Annotated in this window: 9 protein-coding genes, 2 tRNA genes and 3 rRNA genes; 8 read left to right on the plus strand and 6 right to left on the minus strand. The window is 61.0% G+C overall.

Annotated features, from left to right (window positions below; genetic code table 11):
• Positions 1–142: 142 nt before the first annotated feature.
• The gene (locus ABFG95_RS23690; RefSeq protein WP_175204098.1) at positions 143–370 is read left to right on the plus strand and encodes a hypothetical protein; all 228 of its coding nucleotides are present in this window, start codon (positions 143–145) and stop codon (positions 368–370) included.
• Between the two features lie 47 nt (positions 371–417).
• Here ABFG95_RS23690 and ABFG95_RS23695 read toward each other — a convergent pair whose 3' ends face one another.
• The gene (locus ABFG95_RS23695; RefSeq protein ID WP_278991959.1) at positions 418–1563 is read right to left on the minus strand and encodes a diguanylate cyclase; all 1146 of its coding nucleotides are present in this window, start codon (positions 1561–1563) and stop codon (positions 418–420) included.
• Between the two features lie 146 nt (positions 1564–1709).
• Here ABFG95_RS23695 and ABFG95_RS23700 point away from each other — a divergent pair, with 146 nt between their 5' ends.
• A complete protein-coding gene (locus ABFG95_RS23700) occupies positions 1710–3197 on the plus strand; it encodes a sensor domain-containing diguanylate cyclase (RefSeq protein ID WP_278991960.1) in 1488 nt (495 codons plus the stop codon).
• Positions 3198–3263: 66 nt separating this feature from the next.
• Here ABFG95_RS23700 and ABFG95_RS23705 read toward each other — a convergent pair whose 3' ends face one another.
• Positions 3264–3968 (minus strand): DUF3053 domain-containing protein, encoded by a 705-nt coding sequence (locus ABFG95_RS23705; protein ID WP_049072664.1) that lies wholly within the window; start codon positions 3966–3968, stop codon positions 3264–3266.
• A 289-nt stretch (positions 3969–4257) separates the two neighbouring features.
• Entirely contained in the window at positions 4258–5739 is a 1482-nt protein-coding gene (gene rng, locus ABFG95_RS23710) for a ribonuclease G (RefSeq protein ID WP_049072669.1), read from the minus strand.
• A gap of 1208 nt (positions 5740–6947) precedes the next feature.
• Between rng and ABFG95_RS23715 the strand changes: the two genes are divergently transcribed.
• The 5 genes from ABFG95_RS23715 to rrf all read left to right on the plus strand — a co-directional run bounded on the left by ABFG95_RS23715 (position 6948) and on the right by rrf (position 12282).
• Positions 6948–8478, plus strand: a 16S ribosomal RNA gene (locus tag ABFG95_RS23715).
• A 130-nt stretch (positions 8479–8608) separates the two neighbouring features.
• A tRNA-Ile gene (locus tag ABFG95_RS23720) sits at positions 8609–8685 on the plus strand.
• A gap of 30 nt (positions 8686–8715) precedes the next feature.
• Positions 8716–8791: transfer RNA gene (locus ABFG95_RS23725), tRNA-Ala, on the plus strand.
• A 296-nt stretch (positions 8792–9087) separates the two neighbouring features.
• A 23S ribosomal RNA gene (locus ABFG95_RS23730) occupies positions 9088–11968 on the plus strand.
• A 201-nt stretch (positions 11969–12169) separates the two neighbouring features.
• A 5S ribosomal RNA gene (gene rrf / locus ABFG95_RS23735) occupies positions 12170–12282 on the plus strand.
• The 16S, 23S and 5S rRNA genes sit together here with 2 tRNA genes alongside, the layout of an rRNA operon.
• A gap of 238 nt (positions 12283–12520) precedes the next feature.
• Here the strand turns inward: rrf and ABFG95_RS23740 are convergent.
• Entirely contained in the window at positions 12521–14032 is a 1512-nt protein-coding gene (locus ABFG95_RS23740) for a sigma-54 dependent transcriptional regulator (protein ID WP_348994966.1), read from the minus strand.
• Positions 14016–15872: an ATP-binding protein gene (locus ABFG95_RS23745; RefSeq protein ID WP_348994967.1), complete on the minus strand. Its 1857-nt coding sequence runs from the start codon at positions 15870–15872 to the stop codon at positions 14016–14018. The genes ABFG95_RS23740 and ABFG95_RS23745 overlap by 17 nt, the downstream gene beginning before the upstream one ends.
• 392 nt (positions 15873–16264) lie before the next feature.
• Between ABFG95_RS23745 and ABFG95_RS23750 the strand changes: the two genes are divergently transcribed.
• Positions 16265–17599, plus strand: a complete 1335-nt coding sequence (locus ABFG95_RS23750; protein WP_049075294.1) for a dicarboxylate/amino acid:cation symporter — start codon at positions 16265–16267, stop codon at positions 17597–17599.
• A gap of 73 nt (positions 17600–17672) precedes the next feature.
• Here the strand turns inward: ABFG95_RS23750 and ABFG95_RS23755 are convergent, their stop codons facing one another.
• Positions 17673–18287: a nucleoside triphosphate pyrophosphatase gene (locus tag ABFG95_RS23755; protein WP_063569549.1), complete on the minus strand. Its 615-nt coding sequence runs from the start codon at positions 18285–18287 to the stop codon at positions 17673–17675.

Below are 18287 nucleotides of genomic sequence, written 5' to 3' on the forward strand. Positions count from 1 at the left end.
GCGTGTGACAGTCCGATCGATTTACGTATTACAGCCTCTTTGCATTACTTTACGCATCATTTCACGCGCAAGCCCCGGCGGCTGAGGTAGATTTATCTCCAACCGCGCTTCACTTCCGAAGCGTCTCTGCCAGGAGGCTGCCATGCTGCAATCGGATCGGATTTCCACGACCCCGCACGCTGTCGGGTTTGAGCTGGCAAGGCGCCAGGCGTTGACCCTGCGTTGCGGCTTTTCCGCCAGCACCATGCGCCAGCTGGTCCAGGCGGCGGGCAGCGCCGGTCAGGCCTGGGCCATCAATGCCCACCGCGAAACCGACAAGGTCCGCAGCGCCAAGGCCTTTCCCTTCCGCATCGCCGCCACGGCGACCTGACGCCGGTCCGGGCGCGTGGTCGTGGGGGGCGCGCGCCCGGCTACCGGTCAGAGTTGGGCCATCGCCGCCCGGCTCTTGCCGGCCGACTTGGCCAGGTACAGCGCCCGGTCGGCCGCGTGCAGCACCGCCGCGGTGTCGGCGCCGTGCCGCGGAATCAGCGCGATACCGATGCTGCCACCGATGTAGATCGGCATTTCCTGTTGAAGATCATAGGGTTGCCGGACCCTGTCGATGATGCGCTCGGCAAACCGACGGATGTCCTCCGCGCTGTCCAGCCGCATCAGCAACACGAATTCATCGCCGCCGATGCGCCCCGCCTCGGCATCGGATGGCTTGAGCGCTAGCAGCCGCTCCGAAACCTGCCTGAGCAGCGCGTCGCCGGTGCCGTGGCCATACGTGTCGTTGACCGACTTGAAGCCGTCCAGGTCCAGGTACAGCACCGCGAACTCGGCCTTGCCCTGGCCCGCGCGGCCCACGGCCAGATCCAGCGCCCGCAGCAGTCCATATCGGTTCAGCAAACCGGTCAGTGAATCCTGCCGCGCCTGGCGCTCGTTTTCGCGCTCGGCCAGCATGGTCGACACCAGCATGGCGTTCAGGCGATACGAAGCCATCGACATCGTCGCCATATAGAGCGGCACCTGCACCAGCACCAGCCAGAAAATGGGTTCCCTGGTAAACAGGGCGGCCAGCGCGCACGGCCCCACGCTTAGCGCAACCATCGTGGCAGACAAGCGTGGCGCGCCGAAATTGCGCACGCAGATCCCGCCGACCATCGATGCGGCGGACAGGCAGGCCAGCGTCGCCGCGATCCAGTCGCCGCTGATGAGGCTGATGAAGGTGCCGTAGCCGACGCTGCCGGCCCAGAGTAGCGCCAGCACGACGTACAGATCGGTCGGTGTCGGTCGGCCGGCCAGCGCCGAGCGGCGGGCGGACACCAGTACCGCGATGCGCGAGGCGCAGATCATCAATTCCAACGCCAGCCATATCAGGAACGGCGGGTCGGGACGGCGCAGCGTGATCAACGCGGCCACCAGCAGCGTATTGATGATGCCGCCAAAGAAAATCGGCAGCGAACCGAACAGCCCGCGGACCAGCGCGACCCGGATATCGGGCGGCACATTGCGGCCCGGATCGATCAGCCACCGCGTGAACCGCAGGGTGGGCACGCTGTAAATCCTGTCCGTGCTATTCATAGATTTTTTAAATGGGATAGGAAAACGTCACGCCGACGCGCCATGGTAGCGCCGCGTACGCGTGCTTGCCTGCGCGGGTAGGCTTGCGGCATTATGACCCGTAAAAAATGCACGACACCCCACCGCGATAGCGAAGGAGCGCCGTCTTGAAGTCCCACGGGTTATTACACCGCAGTCTGTATGCCCTGGCGGGGCTGATCGCCATCGGTATCTGCGCCGCCGCCGTCGCGTTGCTGTGGATGGACAGGCGCATCACCTGGAACCTGGCATACGTGGCCGCCAGCAATCTGGCGGAAGTTCTCTCGGCCGATATCGGCCGTACCATCCGCGTCTACGACCTGTCGCTGCAGGGCGTCATCGAGCGACTGCACGAGCCCGACATCGAAAGCCTGCCCCGCGCCACCCTGCAGCGCTTCCTGTTCGACCGCGCCGCCAGCGCCGAGTATCTGGGCACCATCCTCATCCTGGACAGGGATGGCAATATCCGCTATGACTCGCAGAGCCTGCTGCCGTCGAACGTGAATTTCGCCGATCGTGATTTCTTCCAGATCCATCGCGACAATGCCGATGTCGGCATGTACATCAGCCGCCCCTATCTCAGCCGCCTGCGCGGCGGCGACGAAAGCATCGGCATCAGCCGCCGGATCTCCAATCCGGATGGCAGCTTCGCGGGCGTGGTCTCCGGCTCGTTGCGCCTGGCGTATTTTCGCGAGCGCTTCGCCAGCCTGTCGATCGGCCCCCGCGACGCCATCACCATCTACCGTAACGATGGCGTCGTGATCGCGCGGACGCCTTATTCATCGCGGGATCTCGGCTCGGACATTGGCCAGGCGCTCGATTTCCAGCAGTTCGTGGCACGGCGGGAGGGCGTGTTCGTCGGCGTGCTGGCGCCCGACGGTGTCAACCGCCTCTACACGTTTGACAGCGTGCCTGGCGCGCCCTTGATCATCGATGTGGCGATGGCGGTCGACGAGGTGCTCGAGCCCTGGGTGCGTCGCGCAATGCTGATCATCCCCGTCACGCTCGCGCTATTCGCCTCGGTGATGGCGCAGATCGTCCTATACCGGCGCGAGACCCGCTTGCGGCGGGAGGTCGAGAGCCAACTCGAGAAAGAGGCCCAGACCGACGGCCTGACCGGTATCGCCAATCGCCGCACGTTCGACGAAGCCCTGGCGCGCGAATGGGCCAGCGCCGCGCGCGAAGGCCAGCCGCTGTCGTTGCTGTTTCTCGACGCCGACCGCTTCAAGCTCTACAACGATCGCTATGGGCACCAGGAAGGCGACCAGTTGCTCAAGATGCTGGCGCTGACGGTGCGCGGCAAGGCGCGACGCCCGCGTGACCTGCCGGCGCGTTATGGCGGCGAGGAGTTTGTCGCGCTGCTGCCCGATACCCCGAAGGAGCGAGCGCTGGAAGTCGCCGAACGCATCCGCGAGGCCGTGGTTGGCCTGCGCGCGCAGCATGAGGACAACGAGGGCGGCATCGTGACGGTCAGCATTGGCGTGGCCACGGTGATACCCGGACCGGACGACGATGTCGCCACCCTGGTCGAGGCGGCTGATGCCGCGGTCTATCGGGCCAAGGAGATGGGGCGGAACCGGGTGGTGATGGCGGACGACCCCGCCGCTGCCGGCTGACCCCCGTGCTGGCAAAAAAAAGGACGGCCGCGTCGGGCCGTCCTGTCGTCGATCAACGACGGGGGATCAGCGTCCGCCCAGCATCACCGCCTGCAGGCGGGTCTGCGCCTGCTGCACCTTCTGCGCCTGCGCGCTCAGCTCCTGCAGCAGCTTGTTCAGCTCGGCCAGCACGGTCGGATCCTGCACGCGCGGGGCCGGGCCCGACAGGTCGATCTGGGTCTTGTGGGCTTCCACGTACTCCGCGACCTTCAGGCTGCTGTCCAGCGTGCCGCTGATTTGCGGCAGCACTTCGCGGAACGTGTTGGCCGGCACGGTCACGGTCTTGTCATAGGCCTTGTCGTACACCGCCTTCAGGTCGTCGGGCTGCTTGAGCTGCGCATGCGCGGCGTCGGCCTTGCCCTGTTCCTTGGTCAGGGCCTCGCCCATGTCCTTGAGCGCGGTCTGCACCGTCTTGATGTCGTCGCGGCGAGCAATCACATCGTTCAGCGAACGCACGGCGCCTTTCTGCATCAGGCTGCCCATCGGCTTGACCGAAGCATCCATGCCGGCATTGAAATCGGTGATAACCGCATACTGGGCAGCGTAGTCGCCGAACGACTTCTTTTCTTCGTCCGTCAGCTGCGGCACGCGCACGCCGGGCTTGTCGACGATGCGGGTCTGCAGGAACTGCATGAACGCGGCGCGTTGCTCGGGTTCTTTGTTGCCGCAGGCGGCCAGCACCAGCGGCAGGGCCAGGGCCAGCAGCAGGAATGGACGGAACAGGGTTTTCATTACGTGATTCTCCGGAAAACATGGGAAATGGCGCAGCCCTCTGACTTCTGGGGCCAGCCAGCCGGTGGCGAGCTTATCGGGTCATCGTCGCCGTCGCCATCGGTTTCAAACTTCATTTCAATCGAAGTGTCGCGATACAAAATTCACACACATTGACGTGAAAGTTTGCGCCGCAACTGATAACGGCGATGATCCAAAGGGGGGCGCCAACGGCAGGAAAGCCGCGATGGCGGCTTTCCTGTATCACGCATCATGCGGAACCTGCCGCGTAGCGGCAAGGCAGCGAGCATCAAACTAGGATGATGTCGTATTTTTCCTGCGAGTATGTGTTCTCCACTTCCAGCGACACGCGCTTGCCCACGAAGTCGCCCAGCATCGCCAGGTGCTGGCTTTCCTCCTCCAGGAACAGATCCACGACGTCCTGCGACGCCAGGATGCGGAATTCCTTGGGATTGAACTGGCGCGCTTCGCGCAGGATCTCGCGCAGGATCTCGTAGCAGACCGTGCGCGGCGTGCGCACGTTGCCGCGCGACTCGCACATGGGGCAGGGCTCGCACAACTGATGCGCCAGCGAATCGCGGGTGCGCTTGCGCGTCATCTCCACCAGGCCAAGCTGGGTGAAGCCGTTGACCGTCATGCGGGTACGGTCGCGCGCCAGCGCCTTTTTCAGTTCGGCCAGCACGGTCTCGCGATGCTCCTGTTCCTCCATGTCGATGAAGTCGAGGATCACGATGCCGCCCAGGTTGCGCAGCCGCAGCTGGCGGGCGATGGCCTGCGCCGCTTCCAGATTGGTCTTGAAGATGGTGTCGTCGAAGTTGCGGCCGCCAACGAAGCCCCCTGTGTTGACGTCGACCGTGGTCAGCGCCTCGGTCTGGTCGATGATCAGGTAGCCGCCCGACTTCAGATCGACCCGGCGCGACAATGCCCGCGCGATCTCTTCATCGACATTGGCCGTATCGAACAGGGGGCGCTCGCCGCTGTAGTGCTGGATGCGATCAACCACGGATGGCGTATAGATGCGCGCCCATTCCAGCATTGCCGCGGTCGTGGTGCGGGAATCCACCAGGATCGCGCCGGTGCTCGGGCCGACCATGTCGCGCAGCACCCGCTGCGCCAGCGTCAGATCCTGGTGCAGCAGTGCCGGCGCAGGCTGGGTGCGGGCGGCCGCCTGTACGCTGGTCCACAGCTTGCGCAGGTATTCCAGGTCGGCCGCAAGCTCCTCGTCATTGGCGCCCTCGGCCTGCGTGCGCACGATGAAGCCGCCTTTCTCTTCGGCCGGCATCAGCGCCTGCAGGCGCTCCCGCAGTTGGATGCGCTCGGACTCCGAATCGATCTTCTGCGAAATACCGATGTGCGGATCATGTGGCAGGTACACCAGCATGCGGCCAGCCATGCTTATCTGCGTCGACAGCCGCGCGCCCTTGGTGCCCAGGGGATCCTTGACCACCTGGACCATGATGGTCTGCCCCTCGAACAGCAGCTTCTCGATGGGCGTGGGCGTCAGGCCCTGGCTGCGCTCGCTCCGGTTCTCGCGCAGGTCCGCGATATGGATGAAGGCGGCCCGCTCCAGGCCGATGTCGATAAAGGCGCTCTGCATGCCCGGCAGCACCCGGACCACCCGTCCCAGATAGATATTGCCGACATGTCCGCGCTGGATGCTGCGCTCCACGTGCAGCTCCTGCACCGATCCCTGCTCGACCAGCGCGACGCGGGTCTCGAAGGGCGTGACGTTGATCAGGATATCTTCGCTTAACGCGATGGTGGGGGGCATGGGGGCATCATCTCCAGGGTAAGGGCAGTGCAAGGCGAATAGTAAACGTAGCGGAGCGCCGGGCAAGCATTGCGATAGCCCACGGGCAAGACGACCTATCTATATATATAGACAGGCGGACACCGCATGGATTCCGGTGACCGCGCGGTGGAGCAGGCGGGCATAGCGCTATCTATATAGAGAGACGCACCATTGGGCAAGTGCCGCGGCGGGGAAGAGGGCGGCCCGTGGAAATCAGATATCGGGGCGGCCCGCAAAATTCATCAGACTTTTTGCGTCCGGCGTGTGACAGCCCAAATTTCTGTGCTATAGTCTCGCTCCTTCGCAGTTCACGCAGTTTTGTGAGCCGCGAAGCCAGGCAAGTGCAACGGATTTGGCGCTACGGCGACGAATCTGCCGCAAGGCAGCAAGGCGGTGAGTCAGTGATGATTCTCTCGAACCGGCGGTCAGCGAATTTTGCGTAAGTCGGTGCAAATCAGGCAGAAGCCAGTTGCACGATCTGCAAAAATTGTGCTATAGTCTTGGGCTTGGCTGGTGACGGCGAATCAGGGTTTACCCGATAGGGTGGTCTGAATGGCGTTGCAAGCCGACTGGGCGGTAACCAACCTCTGGAGCGATCTGGGGCTGCTGCGAAGTGAAGCGATTCACGAAGCGGCGGGGTTGCAAGATAGGATGCAAATTAGGCAAAAGCCGGTTGCATAATCTGCAAAAGTTGTGTTATAGTTTCAGGCTTGGCAGTTACCGAAAACTTAGGGTTAACCCTGCTATTTCGATAGCTGCTAAAGAGAAAGCCGGGCGCGAGCCTGGTGAGGCCTGAAGAGGTCGTAGGCAAGGCAGCGAAGTGAAGCAAGCAACGCTGACTTGACAAACGATAAAAACTTCTTCATAATCTCGTTTCTCTGCTGCTGACACAGCGATCGACGCGAAAGCGAAATCGCCGAAAAAAGCAGAAGATGTAGTAAGTAGTTTGGTAGTACAGAATTTAGCAGTACCGCTCTTTAACAATTAAACAACCGATAAGTGTGGGCGCTTGATGCGAGTGCACAGTGACTGGTTTTTAAAACCTGTCACAAGCACAATGAAATCAAGTGCTCACTAGAAGTGAAGTACCTTAGATGTCAAGTCTAAGCACATACCTCACTTCCTTTGAGTAGCGACGTATGACTCGGTTCTTCGGAACTAAGAAATACGAAACAAATACAGAGATTAAACTGAAGAGTTTGATCCTGGCTCAGATTGAACGCTAGCGGGATGCCTTACACATGCAAGTCGAACGGCAGCACGGACTTCGGTCTGGTGGCGAGTGGCGAACGGGTGAGTAATGTATCGGAACGTGCCCAGTAGCGGGGGATAACTACGCGAAAGCGTAGCTAATACCGCATACGCCCTACGGGGGAAAGCAGGGGATCGCAAGACCTTGCACTATTGGAGCGGCCGATATCGGATTAGCTAGTTGGTGGGGTAACGGCTCACCAAGGCGACGATCCGTAGCTGGTTTGAGAGGACGACCAGCCACACTGGGACTGAGACACGGCCCAGACTCCTACGGGAGGCAGCAGTGGGGAATTTTGGACAATGGGGGAAACCCTGATCCAGCCATCCCGCGTGTGCGATGAAGGCCTTCGGGTTGTAAAGCACTTTTGGCAGGAAAGAAACGTCGTGGGTTAATACCCCGCGAAACTGACGGTACCTGCAGAATAAGCACCGGCTAACTACGTGCCAGCAGCCGCGGTAATACGTAGGGTGCAAGCGTTAATCGGAATTACTGGGCGTAAAGCGTGCGCAGGCGGTTCGGAAAGAAAGATGTGAAATCCCAGAGCTTAACTTTGGAACTGCATTTTTAACTACCGGGCTAGAGTGTGTCAGAGGGAGGTGGAATTCCGCGTGTAGCAGTGAAATGCGTAGATATGCGGAGGAACACCGATGGCGAAGGCAGCCTCCTGGGATAACACTGACGCTCATGCACGAAAGCGTGGGGAGCAAACAGGATTAGATACCCTGGTAGTCCACGCCCTAAACGATGTCAACTAGCTGTTGGGGCCTTCGGGCCTTGGTAGCGCAGCTAACGCGTGAAGTTGACCGCCTGGGGAGTACGGTCGCAAGATTAAAACTCAAAGGAATTGACGGGGACCCGCACAAGCGGTGGATGATGTGGATTAATTCGATGCAACGCGAAAAACCTTACCTACCCTTGACATGTCTGGAATGCCGAAGAGATTTGGCAGTGCTCGCAAGAGAACCGGAACACAGGTGCTGCATGGCTGTCGTCAGCTCGTGTCGTGAGATGTTGGGTTAAGTCCCGCAACGAGCGCAACCCTTGTCATTAGTTGCTACGAAAGGGCACTCTAATGAGACTGCCGGTGACAAACCGGAGGAAGGTGGGGATGACGTCAAGTCCTCATGGCCCTTATGGGTAGGGCTTCACACGTCATACAATGGTCGGGACAGAGGGTCGCCAACCCGCGAGGGGGAGCCAATCCCAGAAACCCGATCGTAGTCCGGATCGCAGTCTGCAACTCGACTGCGTGAAGTCGGAATCGCTAGTAATCGCGGATCAGCATGTCGCGGTGAATACGTTCCCGGGTCTTGTACACACCGCCCGTCACACCATGGGAGTGGGTTTTACCAGAAGTAGTTAGCCTAACCGCAAGGGGGGCGATTACCACGGTAGGATTCATGACTGGGGTGAAGTCGTAACAAGGTAGCCGTATCGGAAGGTGCGGCTGGATCACCTCCTTTCAGAGCTTAGTGCTCGTGTTAAGCGTCCACTCTTATCGGTTGTTTGATATAGCTGGGATCGGTTGTGGGCTTGGGTAGAGGGACTCCTCCCTGTGTCCATGACTTCTGACTACTGATCCGAGAAGGTTTTGGGTCTGTAGCTCAGTCGGTTAGAGCACCGTCTTGATAAGGCGGGGGTCGTTGGTTCGAATCCAACCAGACCCACCAAGTATTCGCAGGTAGAGATGCTGTGGATATGGGGGTGTAGCTCAGCTGGGAGAGCGCCTGCTTTGCAAGCAGGATGTCATCGGTTCGATCCCGTTCACCTCCACCAAGACCTGTGCCTGGTGGGATGTAGAGGCTAACTCATAGCGTCGTGCGGATAATGTCTGCCCGGTCTTATGAGTTAGGTTTTACCTGACAGCTATATTCGTTCTTTAACAATCTGGAAGAAGCACAACGAAATGTGCTCATCGAGTAATCAGCTTGCTGATGAAGATGGGTACGGGTTGTGATTGCATTAATTTTGTTCCAAGTTCTCAAGACTGGGGTGAATAACCTCAGACTGCTTTGAAACTTATGAACGGCACAAACGCTAATACTCAGGTCCTATAGCCTACAGCGTTATAGGATCAAGCGACTAAGTGCATATGGTGGATGCCTTGGCGATCACAGGCGATGAAGGACGTAGTAGCCTGCGAAAAGCTGCGGGGAGCTGGCAAACAAGCTTTGATCCGCAGATGTCCGAATGGGGAAACCCACTCCGTAAGGAGTATCCCTGACTGAATACATAGGTCAGTGGAAGCGAACCGGGTGAACTGAAACATCTCAGTAGCTCGAGGAAAAGAAATCAACCGAGATTCCGAAAGTAGTGGCGAGCGAAATCGGAAGAGCCTTCACGTTTTAGCATGCAAGATAGTCGAACGGAATGGAAAGTCCGGCCGTAGCAGGTGATAGCCCTGTAGACGAAATTTTGTGTGTGGAACTAAGCGTGAGAAAAGTAGGGCGGGACACGTGAAATCCTGTTTGAAGATGGGGGGACCATCCTCCAAGGCTAAATACTCGTGATCGACCGATAGTGAACCAGTACCGTGAGGGAAAGGCGAAAAGAACCCCGGAAGGGGAGTGAAATAGATCCTGAAACCGTATGCATACAAACAGTAGGAGCCTCCTTGTGGGGTGACTGCGTACCTTTTGTATAATGGGTCAGCGACTTACATTCAGTGGCAAGGTTAACCGAATAGGGAAGCCGTAGCGAAAGCGAGTCCGAATAGGGCGATTCAGTCGCTGGGTGTAGACCCGAAACCAGATGATCTATCCATGGCCAGGTTGAAGGCACGGTAACACGTGCTGGAGGACCGAACCCACTAATGTTGAAAAATTAGGGGATGAGCTGTGGATAGGGGTGAAAGGCTAAACAAATCTGGAAATAGCTGGTTCTCTCCGAAAACTATTTAGGTAGTGCCTCAAGTATTACTGCGGGGGGTAGAGCACTGTTATAGCTAGGGGGTCATGGCGACTTACCAAACTATGGCAAACTCCGAATACCCGCAAGTACAGCTTGGGAGACAGAGCACCGGGTGCTAACGTCCGGACTCAAGAGGGAAACAACCCAGACCGCCAGCTAAGGTCCCAAATTATCGCTAAGTGGGAAACGAAGTGGGAAGGCATAGACAGTCAGGAGGTTGGCTTAGAAGCAGCCATCCTTTAAAGAAAGCGTAATAGCTCACTGATCGAGTCGTCCTGCGCGGAAGATGTAACGGGGCTAAGCGATAAACCGAAGCTGCGGGTGTGCACTTTGTGCACGCGGTAGGAGAGCGTTCTGTAAGCCTGCGAAGGTGGCTTGTAAAGGCTGCTGGAGGTATCAGAAGTGCGAATGCTGACATGAGTAGCGATAAAGGGGGTGAAAAGCCCCCTCGCCGTAAGTCCAAGGTTTCCTGCGCAACGTTCATCGGCGCAGGGTGAGTCGGCCCCTAAGGCGAGGCAGAGATGCGTAGCTGATGGGAAGCTGGTTAATATTCCAGCACCGTCGTACAGTGCGATGGGGGGACGGATCGCGGAAGATCATCAGGGTGTTGGATGTCCCTGTTGACGTATCGAAGATGGCGCTTAGGCAAATCCGGGCGCGTAAATCAAGGGTACGGCACGAGCGAGCATTGCTTGCGAAGTGATTGGAAGTGGTTCCAAGAAAAGCCTCTAAGCTTCAGCTGTACGAGACCGTACCGCAAACCGACACAGGTGGACGGGATGAATATTCCAAGGCGCTTGAGAGAACTCAGGAGAAGGAACTCGGCAAATTGATACCGTAACTTCGGGAGAAGGTATACCCCGGTAGTGTGAAGCGCCTGCGCGCTTAGCATGATGGGGTCGCAGAGAATCGGTGGCTGCGACTGTTTATTAAAAACACAGCACTCTGCAAAGACGAAAGTCGACGTATAGGGTGTGACGCCTGCCCGGTGCCGGAAGGTTAAGTGATGGGGTGCAAGCTCTTGATCGAAGCCCCGGTAAACGGCGGCCGTAACTATAACGGTCCTAAGGTAGCGAAATTCCTTGTCGGGTAAGTTCCGACCTGCACGAATGGCGTAACGATGGCCACACTGTCTCCTCCTGAGACTCAGCGAAGTTGAAGTGTTTGTGATGATGCAATCTACCCGCGGCTAGACGGAAAGACCCCATGAACCTTTACTGTAGCTTTGCATTGGACTGTGAACCGGCCTGTGTAGGATAGGTGGGAGGCTTTGAAGCGTGGTCGCTAGATCACGTGGAGCCATCCTTGAAATACCACCCTGGTTTGTTTGCGGTTCTAACCTTGGTCCGTTATCCGGATCGGGGACAGTGCATGGTGGGCAGTTTGACTGGGGCGGTCTCCTCCCAAAGTGTAACGGAGGAGTTCGAAGGTACGCTAGGTACGGTCGGAAATCGTGCTGATAGTGCAATGGCATAAGCGTGCTTGACTGTGAGACTGACAAGTCGAACAGGTGCGAAAGCAGGACATAGTGATCCGGTGGTTCTGAATGGAAGGGCCATCGCTCAACGGATAAAAGGTACTCTGGGGATAACAGGCTGATACCGCCCAAGAGTTCATATCGACGGCGGTGTTTGGCACCTCGATGTCGGCTCATCTCATCCTGGGGCTGTAGCCGGTCCCAAGGGTATGGCTGTTCGCCATTTAAAGAGGTACGTGAGCTGGGTTTAAAACGTCGTGAGACAGTTTGGTCCCTATCTGCCGTGGGCGTTGGATACTTGACGGAGCCTGCTCCTAGTACGAGAGGACCGGAGTGGACGTACCTCTGGTGTACCGGTTGTCATGCCAATGGCATTGCCGGGTAGCTAAGTACGGAAGAGATAACCGCTGAAGGCATCTAAGCGGGAAACTCGTCTGAAGATTAGGTATCCCGGGGACTTGATCCCCCTAAAGAGTCGTTCGAGACCAGGACGTTGATAGGTCGGGTGTGGAAGCGCAGTAATGCGTTAAGCTAACCGATACTAATTGCTCGTGAGGCTTGATCCTATAACACTGATGGTTATGACCTGGTGATATAGCGTTCCAAGTGTCGTTCAATACAAAATCTGGCTGCCCCGTCAGCAGCCAGCCAACACCAATTACACCCACTGTGCGGGATCATCGAGCCAGTCTCTGATCCCCCACACGTTGCGCTTCTTCCAAGATTGGAGCGGTTGTCCCCCAAAGACAATCTCTCAACCAGTTACGCCTGACGACCATAGCAAGGTGGTACCACTCCTTCCCATCCCGAACAGGACAGTGAAACGCCTTTGCGCCGATGATAGTGGACGGACGTCTGTGAAAGTAGGTCATCGTCAGGCTTTTATTGCTCAAAACCCCATAGGCTCGCGCCTGTGGGGTTTTGTTTTTGGTGCGCCTCAAAACCGCGCGAGCTTCGCCTCCGGGGCTGAATCGGGATCGGCGCGCTGTCCCTGGCGGTAGGCGCGTCTTGGGCCCTCATCGCCCGCGCACGGCGCCGCGAACCCCAAAAAGAAACCCCCGTGCGGCTGGCGCCGCACGGGGGTTTTTGTTTGACGGCGTCGATCCCGCGCGGATCGGTCACCCCGGCGTGCCCGTGTATTCCTGGCGGTCGATGCCGTGGCGCTGCAGTTTGTCGTAGAAGGTCTTGCGGGGGATGCCCAGCGCTTCGATCGTGGCGCGTACGTCCCCTTGGTGGGCGGCGAGCGCTTCGCGGATCAGTTGCGCTTCAAAGCGTTCCATCTTCTCGGGCAGTGTGCCTGGCGCGATTTCCTGCGTGGGCGGCACAGTGGCAGAGGTATTGAGCACGCCCAGCACGAAGCGTTCGGCGAAATGAGCCAGCTCACGGACGTTGCCGGGCCAATCGTGTGTCAACAGATGGCGCTTGAGGTCGGCAGGCATGTCGGGGATGTCGCGCTGGAAGCGGCGCGAGGCGTGGCCCAGGTAGTGCGCCAGCAGCAGCGGGATGTCTTCGCGGCGTTCGCGTAGCGGCGGAATGCGGATAGTGACGACGTTGAGACGGTAGAACAGGTCTTCGCGGAACTTGGCACGAATGGCGGGGCTGCCCAGATCTTCCTTGGTGGCGGCGACGACCCGCAAGTCCAGGCTGCGGACCTCGTTGCTGCCCAGCGGCGTGATCTGGCGGGATTCCAGCACCCGCAGCAGCTTGACCTGCACGGCCAGAGGCATGCTTTCGATCTCGTCCAGGAACAAGGTGCCGCCGCTGGCATGCTCGATGCGGCCGATACGGCGCTTCTGCGCGCCGGTGAAGGCGCCTGCCTCGTGGCCGAACAATTCGCTTTCGATCACGCTCTCGGGCAATGCGCCGCAGTTGATCGCGACCAGGGCGCGGTGGCGCCGCCGGCTCAGGCGATGCAGGGCAGTGGCGACCACCTCTTTGCCCGTGCCTGTTTCGCCTTCCACCAGGACATCGACATCGGCGTCGGCGATATGGCGCAGCGTCTGCTTGATGCGTTGCATCGCCGGGGTGGTGCCGATGAAGGGCACTTCGTCGGCATCGACCGCGAAGGCGGCGTCGCGCAGGCGCCGATTCTCGAGCACCAGATGGCGCTTTTCGGCGGCATGGGTGACCGCAGTGACCAGGCGATCGGGCGGATAGGGCTTGGCCAGGAAATCGTAGGCGCCGTCGCGCATGCATTGCACCGCCGTGGCGATGTCGCCGTGGCCGGTGATGAGGATCACGGGGATTTCCGGATCGATCGCACGCAGGCGCTGGAACAGTTGCAGGCCGTCGATGTCGGGCATGCGGATGTCCGTGACCACCACCCCGTCGAAATCGCGGTTCAGGGTGGCCAGGGCGCTACGCGCGCTGGCATGGGCGTCGACGGTGAGGCCATGCAGCTTGAGCGTCTGGACGTTGGCGCGGCGCAGGTCTTCGTCATCGTCGATGAAGGCGACTCGCACCGTCGGCGGTGTGCCGGATTTGTCGCCGAGCAGGGGTAGGTCCGCTGGCGTCGCGATCGCCGTGGAGCCGGCGGTCGACGCGAAGGACGTGGATGGCGCGGCCGGACTGGACGGCGCGGCGGATCCGGGCTTGGACGGTGAAGGGGGGGAATCAGGTACGCGGGTCATGGATCGTGGGCGGCGACTTGCGCAGCGTCAGCGTGAACATCGCGCCGCGGCCGGGGCCGTGGGGCGCGGGGAAAATGGCGTCGCCGGGGTGGGCGGCGCGCAGGTCGCCGCCGAATTCGGCGATGATGTCGCGAGAGATCACCAGGCCGAGGCCGAGGCCTTCCGCCTTGGTGGTATGAAAGGGCGTGAATAGGCGCGCGCTGGCCTGGGGCGACAGGCCGGGACCATTGTCGTTGACGAACAATTGCACCGAGGCGCCCAAGTCCTGCACGGCGATGATGATGCGGCCGTCGGCCTGGCCCTCGAGCGCGTCCAGTCCGTTCTGCAGCAGGTTCACCAGCACCTGCTCGAGCCGGATGCGATTGGCCTGTACCAGGTAGTCCTGTTCGACGGGAGGACGTTGCAGCGCCACGCCCTGGCGCCTGGCGCGTGGCCCCACCAACAGCAGCGCGCCATCCAGCGCTTCCTTCAGGCTGGTGGGGCCGACCGTGGCGCCCGCCTTGCGCGAAAAGGCGCGCAACTCGCCGGTGATGTGGCCGATGCGCTCGGTCAAGGCGGCAATGGTGCCAAGATTCTCCGCGGCCGAGCCGCTGTCCTGGCGGCGCAGGAATTCGGCGGCGTTGTCGGCATAGGTGCGTATCGCGGCCACGGGCTGGTTGATTTCGTGCGCGACGCCGGCGGCAACTTGCCCCAGCAGGGCGAGTTTGCTGGCTTGCACCAATTCATCCTGCATGGTGTGCAAGCGTGCCTCGGTGCGCTGGCGTTCGTCCATCTGTGCGAGCAGCTGCTGGTTTACCTCGCGCAGCTGCGCGGTGCGTTCCTCGACCTGGTCAGCCAGTTGCTGGCGTACGGCCAATTGCTGCGCGGTCCGTTCGCGGCTGCGATGGCGGCGATAGAGCAGGATGCCGATGATGGCTGCAAGCACGCCTTGCGCCAGCAGTGCGCCCAGCTGGGCGTTGGCGGTGGCGCGGTTCAGAGCGGATTGCACGGGTGACAGCAGATGCAGCGTCCAGCCGGGGGATTCGACGATGGGCAGCGTGGTGTGCAGCAGCGGGGAGCCGGCGGGAATCTGCGGCAGGGCCTCCCCGGCTCGCACGATTTGGCCGCCCGTGACGGTTTTCAGGGGCGGTTGCAGCGGCAGGGGCTGGAACATGGCGTCGCCGAATTGCAGGCTGGTGCGCAGGGTCTGCGCCAGGTCGGGCGTCAGCGGCGCCAGCACGCGGAAGCGCCAGTCGGGCAAGCTGCCCAGCAGCACCACGCCATGTTCGTCGGTGACGAAGATGGGCGCGTTCGACTGGCGCCAGTCGGCCTCGAGGTCGCGGAAGTCCACCTTCAGCACCACCACGCCCAGCATGGCGCCGTTGGTGTCGTCGACCCGTCGGGACAGGTACAGGCCGGCTTCGTGGCTGATGGTGCCCAGCGCGAAATGCTCGGCCGAACCGTGCGTCACGGCGCCGCGGAAGTAGGGTCGGAATTGGTAGTCGACGCCGACGAACGTCGCGGGCTCGCGCCAATTGCTGGCGGCGATGGCGTAGCCGCTTTGGTCCAGCACATAGATGGCCGAGGCGCCGACGCCGTGACTCAAGGCATCGAGCTTTTCGTCCAGCGATTCGATCAGGGCCGGGGTGGGGTTCTGCAGGGTGGCGCGCAAGTCTACGTCGCGGGTCAGGACGAAGGGCAGCGCGCGGAATTTGTCCAGGTTGTTGCGCAGCAGGGCGGCGTTGATCTGGCCGGCGCTGCGGGCCTGGAGATAGGCCTCTTTGAGCGCGCCTTCACGCGCCCATTCGCTGGCGGCGTGCAGCACGCCGAAGACGATCGCCACCGCCGCCAGGACCAGCAATGCCCAGGGCCAGGCCGGGCGGCGCCGGAGCGCGGCGGCGCCAGGGTAAGGCTCCTCCGTGGAGGCCGCCTTTGGAGAAGGAGGACAGGTAGGCATGGGTTGTGCGGTTTTTCGCACATTTTATCCGTTTTCTGTGTGATATTTCGCCAATGTTTTCGGCGCGATGCCATCGCTGCGGATGGAAATCACCATTGAATCAAGGGCTTGAACCCCAACGCCAGGGCAGGCATGGGTTGGCACGACATTTGCATCTACCGGGATAAGCCTGGCGGCATCGCGCACCGGGTGAAATCGGCCCGCGGAGATACGCAAGGCCCTAAAAGAGATAACGCCCCGACAACCACTGTGCATCGTCGCAGGGAACATGGGGCCCCTGGTGGGGACAAATCCCAATGATCGAAGTAGATCAAAGCGCGCCTGCGCGCAAGCTCAAGTTCTATCAAATTCTGTATGTGCAGGTGCTGTTCGCCATCGTGGTCGGCATCCTGTTGGGCTATTTCAAGCCCGACCTCGGCCAGGCGATGCAGCCGCTCGGCGATGGCTTCATCAAGCTGGTGAAGATGATCATCGCCCCGGTGATCTTCCTGACGGTAGCAACCGGCATCGCGGCCATGAGCGACCTGAAGAAGGTCGGGCGCGTGGCGGGCAAGGCCATGTTGTACTTCCTGGTGTTCTCGACGCTGGCCCTGATCGTGGGCATGGTGGTGAGCCATATCGTGCAGCCGGGCGCCGGCATGCACATCAATCCGGCCACGCTGGACCAGAAGGCGGTGTCGGGCTATGTCGCCAAGGCGCATGACTCGACCATCACGGGCTTCCTGCTGAACGTCATCCCCACCACCATCTTCAGTCCGTTCGTCGGCGGCGACATCCTGCAGGTGCTGTTCGTGGCGGTGCTGTTCGGCATCGCGCTGGCGCAGGTCGGCGAGCGCGGCAAGCCGGTGCTGGACTTCCTGACGGCGCTGGCCCAGCCGATTTTCAAGCTGGTCGCCATTCTGATGAAGGCCGCGCCCATCGGCGCCTTCGGCGCGATGGCCTTCACCATCGGCAAGTACGGCATCAAGTCGATCATCAACCTGGCGATGCTGGTGGGCACCTTCTACGCCACCTCGGTGCTGTTCGTGGTCGTGGTGCTGGGCCTGGTGGCGCGCTACAACGGCTTCTCGATCCTGAAGCTGGTGCGCTACATCCGCGAAGAGCTGCTGCTGGTGCTGGGCACGAGCTCGTCGGAGGCCGCGCTGCCGACGTTGATGCAGAAGATGGAACGCGCCGGCTGCTCGAAGTCGGTGGTCGGCCTGGTGGTGCCCACCGGTTATTCGTTCAACCTGGACGGCACCAACATCTACATGACGATGGCGGCGCTGTTCATCGCGCAGGCCTGCGACATTCCGCTGTCGCTGGGCGACCAGATCCTGTTGCTGCTGGTGGCGATGCTGAGCTCCAAGGGCGCCGCGGGCGTGACGGGCGCCGGATTCATCACCTTGGCCGCGACGTTGTCGGTGGTGCCGACGGTGCCGGTGGCCGGCATGGCGCTGATCCTGGGCGTGGACCGTTTCATGTCCGAATGCCGCGCGCTGACCAACCTGGTTGGCAACGCCACCGCCGCGGTCGTGGTGGCGCGTTGGGAAGGCGAGCTGGACAAGGACCAGCTGCATGCCGCGCTGGAAGGCGAGGCGCCGGCCGCGCAGCCGCAGGCAATGGCGCGGGTCTCGACGTCGCAAAGCTGATCGCCGGCTGACCACGTCAAAAAGCCCCCGGGACCGCAAGGCCCGGGGGCTTTTTTCATGGGATTGCGCGGAATCAGGGAATCGCGATGCCCGCGGCCCGCAACAGGTTGGCGGTCTCGAATAGCGGCAGGCCCATGACGCCGGTGTAGCTGCCGTCGATGCGCGCGATGAAAGTGCCCGCCAGGCCCTGGATGCCATAGGCGCCGGCTTTGCCGTAAGGCTCGCCGCTGTCGCAGTAGCGCGCGATTTCGTCGGGTTGCAAGGGGCGCATCTGCACCTGGGTGATCGAAACCGCTTCCAGCAGGCGATCGCCCGTCCATAGCGCGACGGCGGTGTGGACCTGGTGCGTCTGGCCCGACAACGCCTGCAGGATGCGGATGGCGTCGTCGCGGTCGGCGGGCTTGCCCAGCACCTGGCCGTCGAGGATGACGGTGGTGTCGGCGGCCAGCAGCGGCAAGACCGGCAGGGCTTGCGCGCGCAGCCAATCGCGGCCGCGTTCGGCCTTGTCGCGCGCGGTGCGCTGGACATAGTCGGCGGCGCTTTCGCCGGGGTGCTGGGGTTCGTCTTCACCGGGCGGCGCCGGCACGCGCAGCACGTCGTGCGCGAGGCCGATCTGCGTCAGCAGTTCGCGCCGGCGCGGGCTGGCGGAGGCGAGGTACAGGCGTGCGGGAGAGGGAGCGTCAGTCAT

Source organism: Achromobacter sp. HNDS-1 (assembly GCF_040084795.1).
In the GTDB taxonomy this organism is placed as follows: domain Bacteria; phylum Pseudomonadota; class Gammaproteobacteria; order Burkholderiales; family Burkholderiaceae_B; genus Achromobacter; species Achromobacter ruhlandii.